This is a genomic window from Klebsiella sp. KP20-425-1 (genome assembly GCF_025813515.1).
Taxonomy (GTDB): domain Bacteria; phylum Pseudomonadota; class Gammaproteobacteria; order Enterobacterales; family Enterobacteriaceae; genus Klebsiella; species Klebsiella pneumoniae.
The window spans coordinates 39736-55057 of the sequence record NZ_CP109615.1 but is presented as its reverse complement, the minus strand read 5'-3'; the positions used below and the strand labels follow the sequence as shown (position 1 = coordinate 55057).

The 15322-nt window shown below is 56.3% G+C and carries 16 protein-coding genes and 3 pseudogenes; 12 read left to right on the top strand and 7 right to left on the bottom strand.

Annotated features, from left to right (window positions below; translation table 11 throughout):
- The first annotated feature begins 7 nt into the window (after positions 1 to 7).
- The 4 genes from OHJ17_RS25785 to OHJ17_RS25770 are packed head-to-tail and all read left to right on the top strand — an operon-like array spanning position 8 to position 1368.
- The gene (locus tag OHJ17_RS25785) at positions 8 to 502 is read left to right on the top strand and encodes a hypothetical protein (RefSeq protein WP_020805591.1); all 495 of its coding nucleotides are present in this window, start codon (positions 8 to 10) and stop codon (positions 500 to 502) included.
- 43 nt (positions 503 to 545) lie between these two features.
- Positions 546 to 914 (top strand): hypothetical protein, encoded by a 369-nt coding sequence (locus OHJ17_RS25780; protein ID WP_004197807.1) that lies wholly within the window; start codon positions 546 to 548, stop codon positions 912 to 914.
- Between the two features lie 33 nt (positions 915 to 947).
- Complete coding sequence (locus OHJ17_RS25775; protein WP_004197808.1) at positions 948 to 1151, top strand: HHA domain-containing protein; 204 nt, start codon at positions 948 to 950, stop codon at positions 1149 to 1151.
- A 13-nt stretch (positions 1152 to 1164) separates the two neighbouring features.
- Positions 1165 to 1368 (top strand): hypothetical protein, encoded by a 204-nt coding sequence (locus OHJ17_RS25770; RefSeq protein ID WP_004197809.1) that lies wholly within the window; start codon positions 1165 to 1167, stop codon positions 1366 to 1368.
- 181 nt (positions 1369 to 1549) lie between these two features.
- Here the strand turns inward: OHJ17_RS25770 and OHJ17_RS25765 are convergent, their stop codons facing one another.
- Positions 1550 to 2554 carry an IS110-like element IS4321 family transposase gene (locus tag OHJ17_RS25765; protein ID WP_000427623.1) on the bottom strand — a complete coding sequence of 335 codons (1005 nt, stop codon included), beginning with the start codon at positions 2552 to 2554 and terminating at the stop codon, positions 1550 to 1552.
- A 78-nt stretch (positions 2555 to 2632) separates the two neighbouring features.
- Positions 2633 to 5599: a Tn3-like element ISPa38 family transposase gene (locus OHJ17_RS25760; RefSeq protein WP_003100881.1), complete on the bottom strand. Its 2967-nt coding sequence runs from the start codon at positions 5597 to 5599 to the stop codon at positions 2633 to 2635.
- A gap of 74 nt (positions 5600 to 5673) precedes the next feature.
- On the opposite strand from OHJ17_RS25760, the gene OHJ17_RS25755 reads away from it, so the two are divergent.
- The 4 genes from OHJ17_RS25755 to OHJ17_RS25740 all read left to right on the top strand — a co-directional run bounded on the left by OHJ17_RS25755 (position 5674) and on the right by OHJ17_RS25740 (position 7277).
- Entirely contained in the window at positions 5674 to 5964 is a 291-nt protein-coding gene (locus OHJ17_RS25755; RefSeq protein ID WP_001247892.1) for a nucleotidyltransferase family protein, read from the top strand.
- Positions 5961 to 6362: a HepT-like ribonuclease domain-containing protein gene (locus OHJ17_RS25750; RefSeq protein ID WP_001293886.1), complete on the top strand. Its 402-nt coding sequence runs from the start codon at positions 5961 to 5963 to the stop codon at positions 6360 to 6362. The genes OHJ17_RS25755 and OHJ17_RS25750 overlap by 4 nt, the downstream gene beginning before the upstream one ends.
- Positions 6352 to 6708 (top strand): cupin domain-containing protein, encoded by a 357-nt coding sequence (locus tag OHJ17_RS25745; RefSeq protein WP_000215515.1) that lies wholly within the window; start codon positions 6352 to 6354, stop codon positions 6706 to 6708. Before OHJ17_RS25750 ends, OHJ17_RS25745 begins: the two co-directional genes overlap by 11 nt.
- A 254-nt stretch (positions 6709 to 6962) precedes the next feature.
- Positions 6963 to 7277, top strand: a complete 315-nt coding sequence (locus tag OHJ17_RS25740) for a hypothetical protein (protein WP_000091613.1) — start codon at positions 6963 to 6965, stop codon at positions 7275 to 7277.
- 426 nt (positions 7278 to 7703) lie between these two features.
- On the opposite strand, the gene nhaA is transcribed toward OHJ17_RS25740, so the two are convergent.
- Positions 7704 to 8885 carry a Na+/H+ antiporter NhaA gene (nhaA, locus tag OHJ17_RS25735; protein ID WP_004194048.1) on the bottom strand — a complete coding sequence of 394 codons (1182 nt, stop codon included), beginning with the start codon at positions 8883 to 8885 and terminating at the stop codon, positions 7704 to 7706.
- Positions 8886 to 9419: 534 nt separating this feature from the next.
- On the opposite strand from nhaA, the pseudogene OHJ17_RS25730 reads away from it, so the two are divergent.
- Positions 9420 to 9512 (top strand): annotated as a pseudogene (locus OHJ17_RS25730) (SMR family transporter); the annotation flags it as partial.
- A gap of 32 nt (positions 9513 to 9544) precedes the next feature.
- Here the strand turns inward: OHJ17_RS25730 and OHJ17_RS25725 are convergent.
- Positions 9545 to 10150, bottom strand: a complete 606-nt coding sequence (locus OHJ17_RS25725) for a recombinase family protein (protein WP_000509966.1) — start codon at positions 10148 to 10150, stop codon at positions 9545 to 9547.
- 94 nt (positions 10151 to 10244) lie between these two features.
- Here OHJ17_RS25725 and OHJ17_RS25720 point away from each other — a divergent pair, with 94 nt between their 5' ends.
- Positions 10245 to 13142, top strand: a complete 2898-nt coding sequence (locus OHJ17_RS25720) for a Tn3-like element Tn5403 family transposase (protein ID WP_023307208.1) — start codon at positions 10245 to 10247, stop codon at positions 13140 to 13142.
- Positions 13143 to 13171: 29 nt separating this feature from the next.
- Here the strand turns inward: OHJ17_RS25720 and OHJ17_RS25715 are convergent.
- The 3 genes and pseudogenes from OHJ17_RS25715 to OHJ17_RS25705 all read right to left on the bottom strand — a co-directional run.
- A pseudogene (locus OHJ17_RS25715) lies at positions 13172 to 13762 on the bottom strand (DNA methyltransferase); the annotation flags it as partial.
- Positions 13763 to 13833: 71 nt separating this feature from the next.
- Positions 13834 to 14009 (bottom strand): annotated as a pseudogene (locus tag OHJ17_RS25710) (hypothetical protein); the annotation flags it as partial.
- A gap of 187 nt (positions 14010 to 14196) precedes the next feature.
- Positions 14197 to 14427, bottom strand: coding sequence for a hypothetical protein (locus tag OHJ17_RS25705; protein WP_020314631.1), 231 nt, complete (start codon positions 14425 to 14427; stop codon positions 14197 to 14199).
- A gap of 203 nt (positions 14428 to 14630) precedes the next feature.
- Here OHJ17_RS25705 and OHJ17_RS25700 point away from each other — a divergent pair, with 203 nt between their 5' ends.
- Entirely contained in the window at positions 14631 to 14876 is a 246-nt protein-coding gene (locus OHJ17_RS25700) for a DinI-like family protein (protein ID WP_020314635.1), read from the top strand.
- Positions 14861 to 15322 carry a translesion error-prone DNA polymerase V autoproteolytic subunit gene (gene umuD, locus OHJ17_RS25695; protein ID WP_022644717.1) on the top strand — a complete coding sequence of 154 codons (462 nt, stop codon included), beginning with the start codon at positions 14861 to 14863 and terminating at the stop codon, positions 15320 to 15322. Before OHJ17_RS25700 ends, umuD begins: the two co-directional genes overlap by 16 nt.

Here is a 15322-nt window from a genome sequence, read left to right as displayed (position 1 = left end):
GCATAAAATGAAAGTCACTGAACCCGGGCTGAATAAGCTGATCGATAACCTGAACACCCTGATTTGCGAGGACAGCCTGCTCACGCGCCAGGAGCGTGAAACGCTGGTACTGGCCGTCGCCGCTATCGGCGCCATGAAAGCGCGCGTCGGCTTGAAAAAAGGCGATGCGCCGACCGTTGCCAGACGGGAAAAAAGGGAGAAAAAAGACCGCCAGCCTGATCCGCGTTTTCCGCGAGCCGGTCATCCCTGGCAGGAAGACGAAAAAACCTTACTGAGTGATGCGCTCGATTCGGTACCGGACGAAGAGATTGGCAGGCATCTGTTCTGGCTTTCCGAGAAACTGGGCAGAACGCCTTTCAGTGTTGCTTTCCAGATCGCGGCAATCAGGGAGCTGCAGGACGGCTGGGAGGAGCAGTTCAGGGAGATTTCTGATAAAATTCGCTTGTCCGGCCTGAGCATCAGTGATTATCTGAAGCAGAACGGCACGGGCCATAACGCCTGAAGAAATTTGCGTTACAGAAAAATTATATAACTGAGGGGCAGTGATGAAAACAGCGATATGGGTGGTGGTGTATTTAACGATGTGTTTTCTGCTTTTCACCGGATGGATGTTCGCCTTTGCGCAGTATGCGCCCTATAACGGGCAGGAACACGCGTTTTCTCTGACGTATCTGCTTAATTTATTTTTTCTTCATGTTGTGATGGTACCTTACTACGAGTTTTTTCAGACTGAAACATACAGCAATGTATTAATGAGTCTGGCAGATGAATCCGGTCAGATGATACGTTTTCATCACGTGGTACCTGTTCTCCGGATATATAGTCTGTCCGCACTCTTAACTTTTGTGGGTTACATCATATATGCAAAATGGTTCACTCATAACTGGCTGAAAGGAAAGCTTCTTCCAAAATGAAACTACCGGGACACCTAAGGATATAAAAAACCAATGACGAAACAGGAATGGATTTTACGACTACGGCGCTGTACATCGAAGGAAACCCTGGAAAGGATTATAGAAAAAAATAAATATTCTCTGTCAGATGATGAGCTTGAGCATTTCAATGCCGCGGTTGATCACCGGCTGGCGGAGATGACGATGGGAAAGTTGTATGACCGGGTACCGTCAGGTGTCTGGAAATTTGTGAAATAGAACAGGAGACCTTATGAGTTACGGCTGGCTCTTCGAAAGTCCGGATGATGACATTTCGGGTGATAATCATATCAATCTGGAACACCTCCCTCCTGAGCTAAAACAGGTTGCTATCCAGATAGGGGTCGCCTCAGAAAACGGAATCTATGGTCACTCCCGTTTTTGCAACACCGATTTTGACGACAAGTTGGCTTGCTTGAATCTATCCGGCGTCTGAATGGGATTTTATTCCCGCGCCTTGATGAGTTCCGCGCCTGATGAACCTCCAGAAAATATACGGCTTCAATGAGCCTTTCCGTTTTACAGGTTCCTCAACAGGCCGGTGGGCCGTTAGTATCATCAATATCAGTATTCGCAAAACCAGATCAGTAATTCTTTAAACCGGTGTATTTCTGCCGTTATGCTACATAAGTTTGCTGTCGTGCCGTTAGGGCCCAGGCTATTCTGGCCAGCTTGTTTGCCAGAGCACAAGTGACGACAAAGTTGCTTTTCCGGCACAGTAAATCCCTGACCCAATCGGCCAATTTGCCAGACTGGTGTTCCAGTTTTTGTATGAATACCCTGGCACATTGAACCAACAAAGTTCGGATCTTTTTATTACCTCGCTTACTAATTCCCAGCAATGTCGTCCTACCTCCCGTGCTGTACTGCCGAGGTACAAGCCCTGTTGCCGCCGCAAAGTCACGGCTGCTGGCGTACTGCTTCCCGTCGCCAATCTCAGTTGAAATAGTACTCGCTGTCAGTGTTCCGACGCAGGGAATGCTCAGCAAGCGCTGTCCAACCTCATCTTCGTCCAACTTTCGTTTCAACTGGGATTCCAAATCTTTAATCTGCTCAACAAGATAGTGATAATGCTGTTGTAATTTCAGCAATAACTGGCTGAGGTAAAGAGGCAAACTATTATCCTCAAGAATGGTACTCAGTCGGCTAATAACGGCAGCTCCTCGGGGAACGCTAATGCCAAATTCCAGCAGAAAAGCATGCATTTGATTGGTTGTTTTTACCTTATCCTGAACCAGGGATTCACGGACACGATGCAGAGCCCGCATTGCCTGCTGAGATTCCGTTCTGGGCTGCACAAAACGCATAGACGGACGCGATGCAGCTTCACAAATAGCTTCGGCGTCGACAAAGTCGTTTTTATTGCTTTTAACGAACGGGCGGACAAATTGTGGTGATATCAGCTTTGGGGAATGCCCCAACTCTTCCAACTTGCGTGCCATAAAGTGAGAACCGCCACAGGCTTCCATTGCGATGGTTGTAGCGGGGCATGTCGCCAAAAATTCGATCAACTTTGGCCGGGTAAATTTTTTACGGTAAACAGCCTTCCCGCGACGATCCTGGCAATGAATATGGAAAGAGTTTTTACCCAGATCGATACCAATGAGCGCAATGTTTTCCATGATAGTTCTCCGAATGAAAGCCTGTCCTCAGCATAATACCGGGAAGGAGGGAGTGACCATCTCATTAAATAAAGCACGCTAAGCCGGTTGCAGCGGCCGTAGCGGCCTGAACTTGCCCGCGCCGATCTTGGCGCTGCTGCGCCAGAGGTAATCGCCGGTCAGGTTGATGTGCTCCCAGCCGAGCGGCGACAGGTACTGCAACAGGCCGTCATCGACGGCTTGACCGTGGCCACGCAAGGCGTTCGCGGCCCGCTCCAGATAGACCGTGTTCCATAGCACGATGGCCGCCGTCACCAGGTTGAGGCCGCTGGCCCGGTAGCGCTGCTGCTCGAAGCTGCGGTCGCGGATTTCCCCCAGGCGGTTGAAGAACACGGCGCGGGCCAGCGCGTTGCGCGCCTCGCCTTTGTTCAGCCCGGCATGCACGCGGCGGCGCAGCTCGACGCTTTGCAGCCAGTCCAGGATGAACAGTGTGCGCTCGATGCGTCCCAGCTCACGCAGGGCGACGGCCAGGCCGTTCTGGCGCGGGTAGCTGCCAAGCTTCCTGAGCATCAGCGAGGCCGTCGCCGTGCCCTGCTTGATCGAGGTGGCCATCCGCAGGATTTCATCCCAATGGGCGCGGACGTGCTTGATGTTGAGCGTGCCGCCGATCATCGGTTTCAACGCCTCGTAGGTGGCATCGCCCTTCGGGATGTAGAGCTTGGTGTCGCCCAGGTCACGAATGCGCGGGGCGAAGCGGAAGCCCAGCAGGTGCATCAACGCGAAGACGTGGTCCGTGAACCCTGCCGTGTCGGTGTAGTGCTCCTCGATCCGCAGGTCGGATTCGTGATACAGCAGGCCGTCGAGCACGTAGGTCGAGTCGCGCACGCCGACGTTCACGACCTTGGTGTGGAACGGCGCGTACTGGTCGGAGATATGGGTGTAGAACGTCCGCCCTGGGCTGCTGCCGTATTTCGGATTGATGTGGCCGGTGCTCTCGGCCTTGCTGCCGGTGCGGAAGTTCTGGCCGTCCGACGATGACGTGGTGCCGTCGCCCCAATGCTCGGCGAAGGGATGTCGGAACTGCGCGTTGACCAGCTCGGCCAGTGCCGCCCCGTAGGTTTCGTCGCGGATGTGCCAGGCTTGCAGCCAGGCCAGCTTGGCGTAGGTCGTGCCGGGGCACGATTCCGCCATCTTGGTCAGGCCCAGGTTGATCGCGTCGGCGAGGATCGTGGTCAGCAACAGGTTTTTGTCCTTGGCCAGGTCGCCTGACTTCAGGTGGGCGAAGTGCCGGGTGAAGCCCGTCCATTCGTCTACCTCCAGCAGCAATTCGGTGATCTTGACGTGCGGTAGGATCATCGCCGTCTGGTCGATCAGGGCCTGTGCGGTATCGGGCACCGCCGCATCGAGCGGCGTGATCTTCAGGCCCGACTCCGTGATGATGGCGTCCGGCAGCTCGTTGGCCAGCGCCATGCGGTTGACGGTGGCGAGCTGCGTTTCCAGCAGCGTCAGCCGGTCATGCAGGTACTGGTCGCAATCGGTGGCCACGGCCAGCGGCAATTCGCTGGCCTGCTTGAGGCTGGCGAATTTCGCGGGCGGCACCAGGTAGTCCTCGAAGTCCTTGAACTGGCGCGAGCCTTGCACCCAGATGTCGCCGGAGCGCAGCGCGTTCTTCAGCTCCGACAGCGCGCACAGTTCGTAGTAGCGCCGGTCGATGCCGGTGTCGGTCATCACCAGCTTCTGCCAGCGCGGCTTGATGAACTCGGTCGGCGCGTCGGTGGGCACCTTGCGGGCGTTGTCGCTGTTCATGCTGCGCAGCACCTCGATGGCGTCGAGTACGTCCTTGGCGGCGGGCGCGGCCCGCAACTTGAGCACGTCGAGAAATTCCGGCGCGTAGCGGCGCAGCGTGGCGTAGCTCTCGCCGATGCGGTGCAGGAAATCGAAGTCCTCGGGTTGCGCGAGCCGCTGCGCTTCGGTGACGCTCTCGGCGAAAGCATCCCAGGACATGACGGCCTCGATGGCGGCGAACGGATCGCGGCCCGCTTGCTTGGCCTCGATCAGCGCCTGGCCGATGCGCCCGAACAGCCGCACCTTGGCATTGATCGCCTTGCCGGATGCCTGGAACTGCTGCTGATGCTTGTTCTTGGCGGCATTGAACAGCTTGCCCAGGATGCGGTCATGCAGGTCGATGATTTCGTCGGTGACGGTGGCCATGCCCTCGATGGCGAGCGCCACCAGGGTCGCGTAACGCCGCTGCGGCTCGAACTTCGCCAGGTCGGCGGGCGTCATCTGGCCGCCCTCGCGGGCGATCTTGAGCAGCCGGTTCTGGTGAACCAGCCGCTCGATGCCGGAGGGCAGGTCGAGCGCCTGCCACGCCTTGAGGCGTTCGATGTGTTCCAGCATGTGCCGCGAGTTCGGTTTGACCGGGGATTGCCGCAGCCAGGCCAGCCACGTCGTCTTGCCGTTGTCGCGGCGCTTGAGCAGATCGTCGAGGCGACGGCGATGCACGTCCGTCAGCGGCTCAGCCAAGGCGTCGTAGAGACGCCGGTTGGCGCGGGTAATCGCTTCGGCGCTCGCCCGCTCGACGGCGTTGAGGGCGGGCACAATGACCGACTGCCGCCGCAGGTGCTCGATCAAGGCTCTGGCCAGCACGATGCCCTTGTCGGTTTGCATGGCCAGCTCGGTCAGCAACTGGACAGCCTGCCGGTAGTGGCCAATCGTGAACGGCTGGAAGCCGAACACCGTTTGCAGCTCGACCAGGTGCTCGCGTCGGGTCTGCTCACGCTGCCCGTACTCGTCCCAGCTTTCGATGCCGACCTTGAGCTGGTTGGCGACCAGTCTCAGCAATGGCGGGAACGGTGGCTCATCAGCGCCAAGGATGACGCCGGGAAAGCGCAGGTAGCAGAGCTGCACCGCGAAGCCCAGCCGATTGGCCGGGCCGCGCCGCTGCCGGATGATGGAGAGGTCGCTTTCGCTGAACGTGTAGTGACGGATCAACTCATCCTTGGTGTCCGGCAACGCCAGCAGGCTTTCGCGCTCGGCGGCGGAGAGGATCGAACGGCGGGGCATGCGGTTTCCTTCTTCTTGAAATTCTATTCTTGATTGCATATCATCTCAACGAGTTTCGATAAGAAAGGATGCGCATGCGACCGTCTGTTGTGCTTGACATGAAGCGAAGCGCAGTGCGTGAAGCGGTAGGCCGCTTTCGCGCCGCGAACCCGCGCGTCTTCGGCTCGGTGCTGCATGGCACCGACCGGGATGGCAGCGACCTCGACCTGTTGGTCGATGCGCTGCCCGGTGCCACGTTGTTGGACTTGGGCGATTTGGAAGAAGAACTGAAATCGCTGCTCGGCGTTGACGTCGATCTGCTGACTCCCGGCGACCTGCCGCCGAAGTTCCGGGCCAAGGTGCTCGCGGAGGCGCAACCGATATGAGCGAGAACCGCCTGCCCGATTACCTCGACCACATTCAGCAGGCCGCAACCGATGCGCGCAGCTTCGTGGAAGGGATGGCCAAGGACGACTTCTTGGCCGACAAGCGCACCCAGCAGGCCGTCATCATGAGCCTGATCGTCATCGGCGAGGCGGCCACAAAGGTGATGGATGGCTACGTCGAGTTCACCCAGGCGCATGCCGACGTGCCGTGGCGCAGCATGCGCAATATGCGTAATCGCATGGCTCACGGCTATTTCGACATCAACCTCGATGTGGTGTGGGAGACGGTACAGGAATGGCTGCCGGCGTTGCTCCAGCAATTGCCCGCCGTGCGTCAGGATGCCGACGATGAAGACCGTAACGACAACTGTGAAAGAGGGATCTCCGATGACTGTTGAATCGAGAATATTTTCTGTAGCCGAGTATGTTCAGCCGTCCGAAGGCGAGCCTATTCGTTCCGTTGTGCTTGAAACCCGAGACTCAATTATCGTGGTTTGGCATGTCCATCCCGGGCAGGAAATTGCGGCTCACATTCATCCTCACGGCCAAGACACGTGGACTGTTTTGTCGGGAATGGCTGATTACTTTCAGGGCAATGGGATTGTTCGTGCCCTCAGGGAAGGTGAGATAGCCGTGGCAAGACCGGGCCAAGTGCACGGGGCGCGAAATACAGGTACCGAGCCATTTGTGTTAGTCTCGGTTGTGGCATCAGCCAATGCCGGTTTCGTATTGGCTGAGCGATAGAGCCCAATCTCTGGAGTTGGTCCAATGAGCGGTCGGGGAGATAGGTAACAGACATGCAGCGGACACGGCTGCTAAACCAGGTCGCAAACCTCCTTGCGTCGCAGCGTGCCGCAAGCGACGCGATCAATCGAATGGGGTCGGCATGAGACTGAACACCATCCAGTTCCCGACCGCGTAGCCGCCTGTCCTGCCGATCAGGTCTTGACCATCGACGCCTGGGATCAGTCCTGAATGTTCTTGGAGACCACTACGTTATGAGCCGCAGCCGCCGCAAAACACCCATCGTCGGGCACACGACCTGCGGCAGCGAGCGCGAGGACAAGAAGCTCTGGCATCAGCGCTGGCGCACCCGTGAGCGCACGGCGCTGACCAGCGCGTCGCCCGAAGCCCTGAGCGCCCATCTGCCCCTGCTGGAAAACCAGGCCAGCAGCGTCTGGTCGATGGGCAAGGATGGCCGCTCCTACTGGCCCGTCAAGCGCCAGGCCGCCACGGCGGATCGCATCGCCAATCACAAGGGACGCAACCCGCAAGAACGCGCCTCCCTGAAAAAGCGCCTGCTTACACTGTGATTCCTTCAAAATATCTCAACGAAATTTCCCGACACCTGTTTAAGCTATCTTGCTGATATTTCTGTTTTTCGATTTTTGCCGGCGCGATGCCGGCGACGTTGGCCAGCTGCCCCGGGCGCGATACTGAGATCAGTTTCTTTGAACAAAAAAACCGCCTTTTGGCGGTCAGTATTCAGTAGCGGGGTTAGAGGGCCAGTCGTGTAAAAAACCACGTTAGCCGACTATTTATTTGAATAACATAATATTTTAACTGATATGCCAGCGTTCATCCTGACTTATCTGAACAGGGCTCCGCCTGTAAAATGTGAAAGATAGAAAGGTAATTATTTATAATAAAATTAAATAATTTCAATTTTCTCTTCAGAATATACACTGACAGTGTGAAAAAACCCCCGTTATCACGGGGATTTTCCTGTAGATAATACGTTACCTGACTTGCTTAGAAGGCGCAAAGCGCAGTATCAAAATACCGGCCAGAGCGGCCAGTATGGACCCTGCCAGAACCCCCACCTTGACCTCATCAACGAGCAGAGGGCTGCCTGTAAAGGCCAGATTGCCGATAAACAGGCTCATGGTAAAACCAATCCCACACAGTACCGAGACACCATAAACCTGTAACCAGGTACTTTTCTCTGGTCGTTTCGCCAGGCCCAGGCTGACGGCCAGTAGCGACAGGCCAAAGATACCTGCCTGTTTACCCAAAAACAGGCCCAGCGCCACGCCTACCGGAACCGGCGACAACAGGTCATTCATCGTCATGCCCGACAACGCGACGCCCGCATTGGCGAAGCCAAACAGCGGCAGTATCATAAACGTGACCCAGGGGTTGATGGCATGCTCAAGCCTGTCCAGAGGCACTTCATCAGCCGCATTCCTGGTTCGCAGCGGGATAAAGAACGCCAGCAGGATACCCGCGACGGTGGCATGCACGCCTGACTGAAGCATGAAAAACCACAGTACTCCCCCCGTCAGCAGATAGGGCAGCAGGCGCGTCACGCCGGCACGGTTCAGGCTAAACAGCAGAGCAACCATTGCCGCTGCACCACCCAGCATCAGAAGCGAAATGTTGCTGGTATAGAAGAGCGCGATGATAGCCACCGCCCCCATGTCATCCAGAATAGCCAGCGCCGACAGGAAAATTTTTAGCGAGACTGGCACACGACTGCCCAGTAAGGCGAGTACACCGAGCGCAAAAGCAATATCCGTGGCCGCCGGGATGGCCCAGCCGGAAAGGGTTTCGTCATGACCGGCATTAAACCCCACGTAAATCAGGGCAGGTACGGCCAGACCACCCAGTGCGGCAAAGCCCGGCAACGCACGCTGGCTCCAGGTGGCTAACTGGCCGGTGACAAGCTCACGCTTGATTTCCAGCCCGACCATCATAAAGAATACGGCCATCAGGGCATCGTTTATCCAGTGCTCAACGGACAGGCCTGCTGTTTTGTATTTCAGGAGTGTTTCATAACCTTCCCTGAGGGGCGAATTGGCCACGATGATAGCGGCTGCCGAAGCAATAATAAGCACAATACCGCCCGCTACAGGTGAACTGAAAAAATTAGAAACGGGCTTGATAACTTTTCTGGTTAATCCGATTGGGTTTTCTGTCACTTAATCTCCCCCTGAGATGTTGACTTACGAATTGTGAATCAGGCAACCCAGAGACTGTGCACTCCAAAAATGCAATGCACAGCCTGATTGACTGATGTAAGAAATTTAGATAATTAAATTAATAAGTTAAATTCGGTCGGTCTGTGGTTACATTTTATCATGCACCGTCAGGTAAATGGCCGCCTTCAGGTAAATTATCGTAAAGCGAAGCCTTGGCGGGGCTAGGGTGCGTTTCCATTCTGAGAAATTTGCTCAGTCTGTTTCCAGAACATGGCTGAAATTTACTATCCGCCGCGTGTCAGTAAATAGTATCTGTCAGTAAGAGCTGGCAACGTAAACTGACACGGGTAGTGATGGAAAATGATTACACAGGACACCGTTTGCAGACAGATGCTGCTCTGAGCCGCATTATCCTGAAAAGCCTGAACAGCAGCTGATGGATAATTATCCGTCCATGCCGGTGACGAATGGCTGTCAGAAAAGACATACCACAGGTCAAAATGGCGCATTTCGTTAACACTGAGGCCAGAAGTTTTGGGCTGGATATATTTATTGCTTGCCGGATGCTGTGAGATCTTTTACGCGGCGGCCATTCCGCGGACCGACGGGTTCACCCGGTTATGGCCGGGGTCGGTTCCGGCTGAGGGCGAAATGACACCCTAAGCGTTAGCTCTGTGTCGTTGCACGATGTCAGCGACGGTATTCTTGCTGATACCGAGCTCGCGTGCGATCCAGCGATAGCTGCGTCCCTCGGCCCTCATCGCAACCACCTTAGGCAAAAGTCGGTCTGATTTTGGTCGCACTCCGGCCTGACGACCAAGCCTCTTACCACGTGCCTTCGCAACAGCAAGGCCTGACTTGACCCGCTCGCTGATGAGATCCCGCTCAAACTCCGCAATGCCGGAAAGAAACGTCGCCAGCATTCGTCCATACGGCGACGAAAGATCGAACGCCATTCCATTCATGGCTATCACGGAAACCTTCCAGTTCTCCAGTTCACGTAGCGTATTGAGCAGATCGAGCGTCGAGCGCCCCCACCGGGAAAGCTCAGTGACCAGGATTGCATCAATTTGTCTGGACTGGGCAAGCGCCAGGACTTTCTTTCGCTCGGCCCGGTCGAGTTTAGTTCCTGAACCTGTTTCCTTAAATATTCCCACCACGTCGTAGCCGGCACGGCCGGCGAAGGCTCGCAGATCAAATTCCTGGCGTTCACAAGACTGATCCGCTGTTGAAACCCGGCAGTAAATGGCGGCACGATGTCCCAATTGAACCCTCCTGGATTTTTGTATCGGAACGCCCTGATTTATATGGGCTGGCTGTTGTCCAAAACAGACTATACTTCAAAAGGGACGAATTTGTATGTCACGACGCCATATTTTCACCGAACGGCAGCGAGCAGCGCTGTTCGATCTGCCCACGGACGAACTGTCGCTACTGAAGTTCTACACGCTGGGCGATGATGACCTGGAAAACATTAGGCAGCGCCGCAGACCGGAAAACAGGATTGGCTTTGCCCTGCAACTTTGTGCCTTACGATATCCGGGCCGTGCACTGGCTCCTGGTGAGATGATCCCGCGTGAAGTCCTTTCCTTCGTCGGTGCTCAGCTTGGAGTTCCGGCTGATGCGCTTCTCACTTATGCCACACGGCGCCAAACCCGTCAGCAGCACATGGACACGCTGCGCGAAATTTACGGCTACAAGACCTTCACGGGCCGTGGTGCCCGTGATCTGCGGGAGTGGACTTTCGGCCAGGCCGAAGATGCCAGATCAAACGAGGATCTTGCTCATCGTTTTATTGTGCGGTGTCGGGAAACTTCCACCATTCTGCCCGCAGTATCGACAATCGAGCGCTTGTGCGCGGATGCTCTGGTCGCCGCTGAGCGGCGGATTGAAACGCGGATTGCGGAAAATTTAACAGCGGATGTTCGCGATCACCTGGACAAACTTCTGAGTGAAATGCTCGCCGGCAATATCAGTCGTTTCATCTGGCTTCGCAACTTCGAGGTTGGTAACAACTCGGCTGCTGCTAACCGTTTGCTCGACAGGCTCGAATTTCTGCGTACCCTGAATATCAATCATAGTGCTTTGGCCAGCATACCTGCCCATCGCATTGCCCGGCTGCGTCGGCAGGGTGAACGCTACTTCACCGACGGTTTGCGTGACATCACTTCGGACCGCCGCTGGGCGATCCTTGCCGTCTGTGTTGTGGAGTGGGAAGCGGCGATTGCTGATGCCATAGTCGAAACCCATGACAGGATCGTAGGAAAAACCTGGCGGGAAGCGAAGCGCCAGCATGACGAAACAATTTCCGGCTCTAAAGCCACACTCACGGATACGATCCGTACCTTCACCGCGCTGGGAGCTTCGTTGCTTGAGGCCCGCAGTGACGGAACCCCGCTGGAGATGGCTGTCGCCAGTTCGGTTGCATGGGACCGGCTCGCTCAACTGGTAGCGACAGGGACTCAACTCAGCAACACGCTAGCCGATGAGCCTCTTGCATATGTCGGGCAGGGATACCATCGCTTTCGTCGTTATGCGCCCCGCATGTTGCGCTGTCTGAAGCTCGAAGCCGCGCCGGTCGCCGGACCATTGGTAGCAGCAGCTTTGTCGATCGGAGAGATGAAAGGTGTTGCATCGCCAGAAAGGCGTTTCCTGCGGCCCAGCTCCAAATGGAACCGTCATTTACGAGCTCAGGAAAAAGGAGATACCCGTCTTTGGGAAGTGGCGGTACTCTTTCACCTCCGGGATGCTTTTCGTTCCGGAGATGTCTGGCTCGCTCATTCGCGCCGCTATGGTGACCTCAAGCAGGTACTGGTGCCGATGATCGCGGCGCAGGAAAATGCAAAACTGGCCGTGCCTTCCAACCCACAGGATTGGCTGGCAGACAGAAAGGCGCGACTCACGATCGCTCTTAAGCGGCTGGCCCGGGCTGCCCGTAACGGCACTATTCCGCACGGTAGCATAGAAGATGGAACGTTGCGGATCGACAGGTTGACAGCAGACGTGCCGGATGGTGCCGAGGCACTCATACTGGATCTGTATCGCCGAATGCCGTCCGTTCGGATTACCGACATGCTGCTTGAAGTTGATGCAGCCCTTGGTTTCACAGATGCGTTTACCCATCTGAGAACCGGGGCTCCATGTCGCGACCGGATCGGTCTGCTCAACGTCCTGCTCGCTGAAGGGCTCAATCTGGGCCTGCGTAAGATGGCGGAAGCTACAAACACGCATGATTACTGGCAGCTCTCACGCCTTGCCCGCTGGCATGTTGAAAGCGAAGCCATGAACCAGGCATTGGCAATTGTGGTGGCCGCGCAGGGTAAACTGCCGATGTCACGCGTCTGGGGGATGGGCACGTCAGCATCGAGCGATGGTCAGTTTTTCCCGACAGCGCGGCATGGCGAAGTCATGAACATGGTCAATGCCAAATATGGTTCTGTTCCCGGCCTCAAAGCGTATACTCACGTAAGCGACCAGTTCGCGCCATTCGCTTGTCAGTCGATCCCGGCGACCGTGAGCGAGGCACCGTATATTCTCGATGGACTACTGATGAACGAGGTCGGTCGCCATGTTCGCGAACAGTATGCCGATACAGCAGGATTCACCGACCATTTGTTCGGAGCCAGTAGCCTGCTCGGCTACAATCTCGTTCTGCGAATCAGGGATCTGCCATCGAAGCGGTTGTACGTATTTAATCCCGATACGACCCCCAGGGAGTTACGCAAGTTGGTAGGTGGAAAAGCCCGGGAGGATCTTATCGTTGCGAACTGGCCTGATATTTTCCGTTGTGCCGCGACGATGACCGCTGGCAAAATCAGGCCCAGCCAACTCCTGCGCAAGCTCGCTTCTTACCCACGACAAAACAACCTTGCAGTTGCGCTTCGTGAAGTTGGTCGTATTGAACGGACCCTTTTCATTATTGAGTGGATCCTGGATACGGACATGCAGCGGCGTGCTCAGATCGGTCTTAACAAGGGAGAGGCCCACCATGCGCTCAAAAATGCGCTCCGTATCGGGAGGCAGGGGGAAATTCGCGATCGCACGACAGAGGGGCAGCACTACCGAATCGCTGGGCTCAATTTATTGACTGCGGTGATCATTTACTGGAATACCGTCCATCTTGGTCATGCCGTCACGGAGCGGCGGAACGAAGGGTTGGATGTTCCCCCTGAATTTCTTCCCCACATATCCCCATTGGGCTGGGCGCACATTCTACTGACTGGCGAATATCTTTGGCCCAAGGAACCGAAAGCTTAGGGTGTCATTTCGCCCTCAGCCGGAACCGACCCCATATAGCGGCGTCCGGCGCGGTATGCGGCGACGCAGGTCGAGGCACTCCCTGCGAACGGGTCGAGGACAATCGCGCCCGGGGCGCTGAATGACTCAATCAGCGGCTGTAGCGCCTCCACCGGTTTCTGGTTCGGGTGCAGTGGGTTGCCGGTATACGGAAAAGGCATCACATCCGGCAGCGGTCTGAGGGGCGGCACCGGGCGGCCTTTGGCAAGGACATAAGCCCCTTCATGGCGGTAGTCCACGAATCCGCGACGGTCTTTCGCATTACGGCGGTTGGAAGCATAGGTTTTGGTGAACACAAGCTGGCCCACGGCATAGAACCCCGCCGCCTTCCACGCGGCCATAAAGCGGTCCACCCGGTTCCAGCCGTAGAAACTGACCATCAGCGCGTCTTTTTTCAGCACGCGGTACATCTCAAGGGTGGCAGGCGCCAGCCATTCATCGGTTTTATCGCCGGCAATACTGCGCCCGGAACGGTCCTTAAACCCTACTAAATAAGGTGGGTCAGTCACGATAAGGTCCACGGCACGGTCGGGGAATCCGCGCATCACATCAATACAGTTCCCGAGAATGAATCTGGACATGACAGCACTCCTGTAGTCAGAGGGGGCAGGAGGCATCACCGCGATACCGTTCCCTGCCGCACGCTGCCTGTTCATCGCGTCCGGTCACGGGTCAGGCCGACCGTGGAATACCGCAGCCGTCAGTCTTTTCGACGGCAAGGATATGCCGCGAAAGCGGCTTGAAGGGCGTTCCTTAAAAGGGCGAGGGACTGGCGTACACTCTCAACGACGCCGGGCCTGAGCGGAAAAGCCGCCCGTCCCGTACCCGACCGGACGCGAGACACTGGCAGCGGGTGGCAGGCCTTCAGCGACATCAGGGAAAGAGGAGTATCGGCATACCTGTCCACAAACACGGGGTTTAAGATTGTGGATAACCTGAAGGCAGACAGCGGAGAAGCGCGGTGGGACAGGCGTCATCACGCCTGTGTTTTTTTTATACAATCAGCGACAAAGCATCAGCGGTTCCGGGATTTATCTCCGGCCACGGAGAGGCCGATATACACGCCCGCGCCCCAGATAACCTGGGAGAGCACGAAAACCCACAGCGGGACGTCGAACACCAGGAGCGGGAGCAGGCATACCGTCACGATACCAATCATGCGGCTGCCGTACTGTCTGCGTACCGGTTCGCTGCTGTCGACGGGTACGCCGGCAAAGCGGAGAGCATTTCTGAAGACGGGGGACATAAAGACCTCCTGGATAAAAATTCATTGGTTATCTGTATATTACAGGATACCGCTACCTGTGTAGCCCCGATATACGTTTTTTCAGGTCACTCATTTTTTCGCAACCACAGCAATGTTTTAGCCCGGAACGGCATAAAGAGGCTTGCAAATTCTGACAACCGGGAAAATAATAACTGTACATCCATACAGTAAAGAGGTGCGCCATGTTGCAGATTTCCGTCCGTTTTTCCCCGGAGCAGGTGAAGGCCATGCGCAGCGGCACCTTTGCCGCACTGCAGCAGGAAATTGAGCGCCGCCTCACCCCACGATACCCTCAACTCTGGCTGAACATCGGAAAAAGTTCGCAGACCGCGCTGGATGTCAGCGGCGCGCGCAGCGACAAGGAAAAGTCGGACATCATGAACACACTTGAAGCCATCTGGCAGGACGACACATGGCTGCCGGAATGAGTCGCAGGGAGCCCCTGTTTGACCCGGAGGCGGTGTTCACTCTTCCGGCCACGCCATCTTCCCTGCAGCTGCCCCTGTTTGCGGATGCCTGTGCGGCGGGTTTTCCGAGCCCTGCCGGGGATTATGTTGAGCAGGAGCTGGATTTAAACAGCCTGTGTATCCGCCATCCGGCAGCCACTTATTTCCTGCGCGCCAGCGGAGAGAGTATGAAAGACCTCGGTCTGTATGACGGCGACATTCTGGTCGTGGACCGGTCGGAGACCGCCGTGGACGGCGATGTGGTGATTGCGGAAGTGGACGGCGGGTTTACGGTAAAGCGGCTGCGTCTGCATCCCCGCCCTGCCCTGGAGCCGATGAATCCGGCTTATCCGACGCTCTGGCCGGAAGAACTCACGCTGTTCGGCGTGGTGATGCACTTCATTCATCGTACCCGCGCCCGCCTGTAA

Bases quoted from the DNA above. Each gene is read 5' to 3' on its own strand.
- OHJ17_RS25770 (WP_004197809.1), top strand. From the start codon at position 1,165: ATGAGTTACGGCTGGCTCTTCGAAAGTCCGGATGATGACATTTCGGGT.
- OHJ17_RS25755 (WP_001247892.1), top strand. From the start codon at position 5,674: ATGCGACCGTCTGTTGTGCTTGACATGAAGCGAAGCGCAGTGCGTGAA.
- OHJ17_RS25745 (WP_000215515.1), top strand. From the start codon at position 6,352: ATGACTGTTGAATCGAGAATATTTTCTGTAGCCGAGTATGTTCAGCCG.
- OHJ17_RS25765 (WP_000427623.1), bottom strand. From the start codon at position 2,554: ATGGAAAACATTGCGCTCATTGGTATCGATCTGGGTAAAAACTCTTTC.
- OHJ17_RS25720 (WP_023307208.1), top strand. From the start codon at position 10,245: ATGTCACGACGCCATATTTTCACCGAACGGCAGCGAGCAGCGCTGTTC.
- OHJ17_RS25705 (WP_020314631.1), bottom strand. From the start codon at position 14,427: ATGTCCCCCGTCTTCAGAAATGCTCTCCGCTTTGCCGGCGTACCCGTC.
- OHJ17_RS25750 (WP_001293886.1), top strand. From the start codon at position 5,961: ATGAGCGAGAACCGCCTGCCCGATTACCTCGACCACATTCAGCAGGCC.
- OHJ17_RS25760 (WP_003100881.1), bottom strand. From the start codon at position 5,599: ATGCCCCGCCGTTCGATCCTCTCCGCCGCCGAGCGCGAAAGCCTGCTG.
- OHJ17_RS25700 (WP_020314635.1), top strand. From the start codon at position 14,631: ATGTTGCAGATTTCCGTCCGTTTTTCCCCGGAGCAGGTGAAGGCCATG.
- OHJ17_RS25775 (WP_004197808.1), top strand. From the start codon at position 948: ATGACGAAACAGGAATGGATTTTACGACTACGGCGCTGTACATCGAAG.
- OHJ17_RS25740 (WP_000091613.1), top strand. From the start codon at position 6,963: ATGAGCCGCAGCCGCCGCAAAACACCCATCGTCGGGCACACGACCTGC.
- OHJ17_RS25785 (WP_020805591.1), top strand. From the start codon at position 8: ATGAAAGTCACTGAACCCGGGCTGAATAAGCTGATCGATAACCTGAAC.
- umuD (WP_022644717.1), top strand. From the start codon at position 14,861: ATGGCTGCCGGAATGAGTCGCAGGGAGCCCCTGTTTGACCCGGAGGCG.
- OHJ17_RS25780 (WP_004197807.1), top strand. From the start codon at position 546: ATGAAAACAGCGATATGGGTGGTGGTGTATTTAACGATGTGTTTTCTG.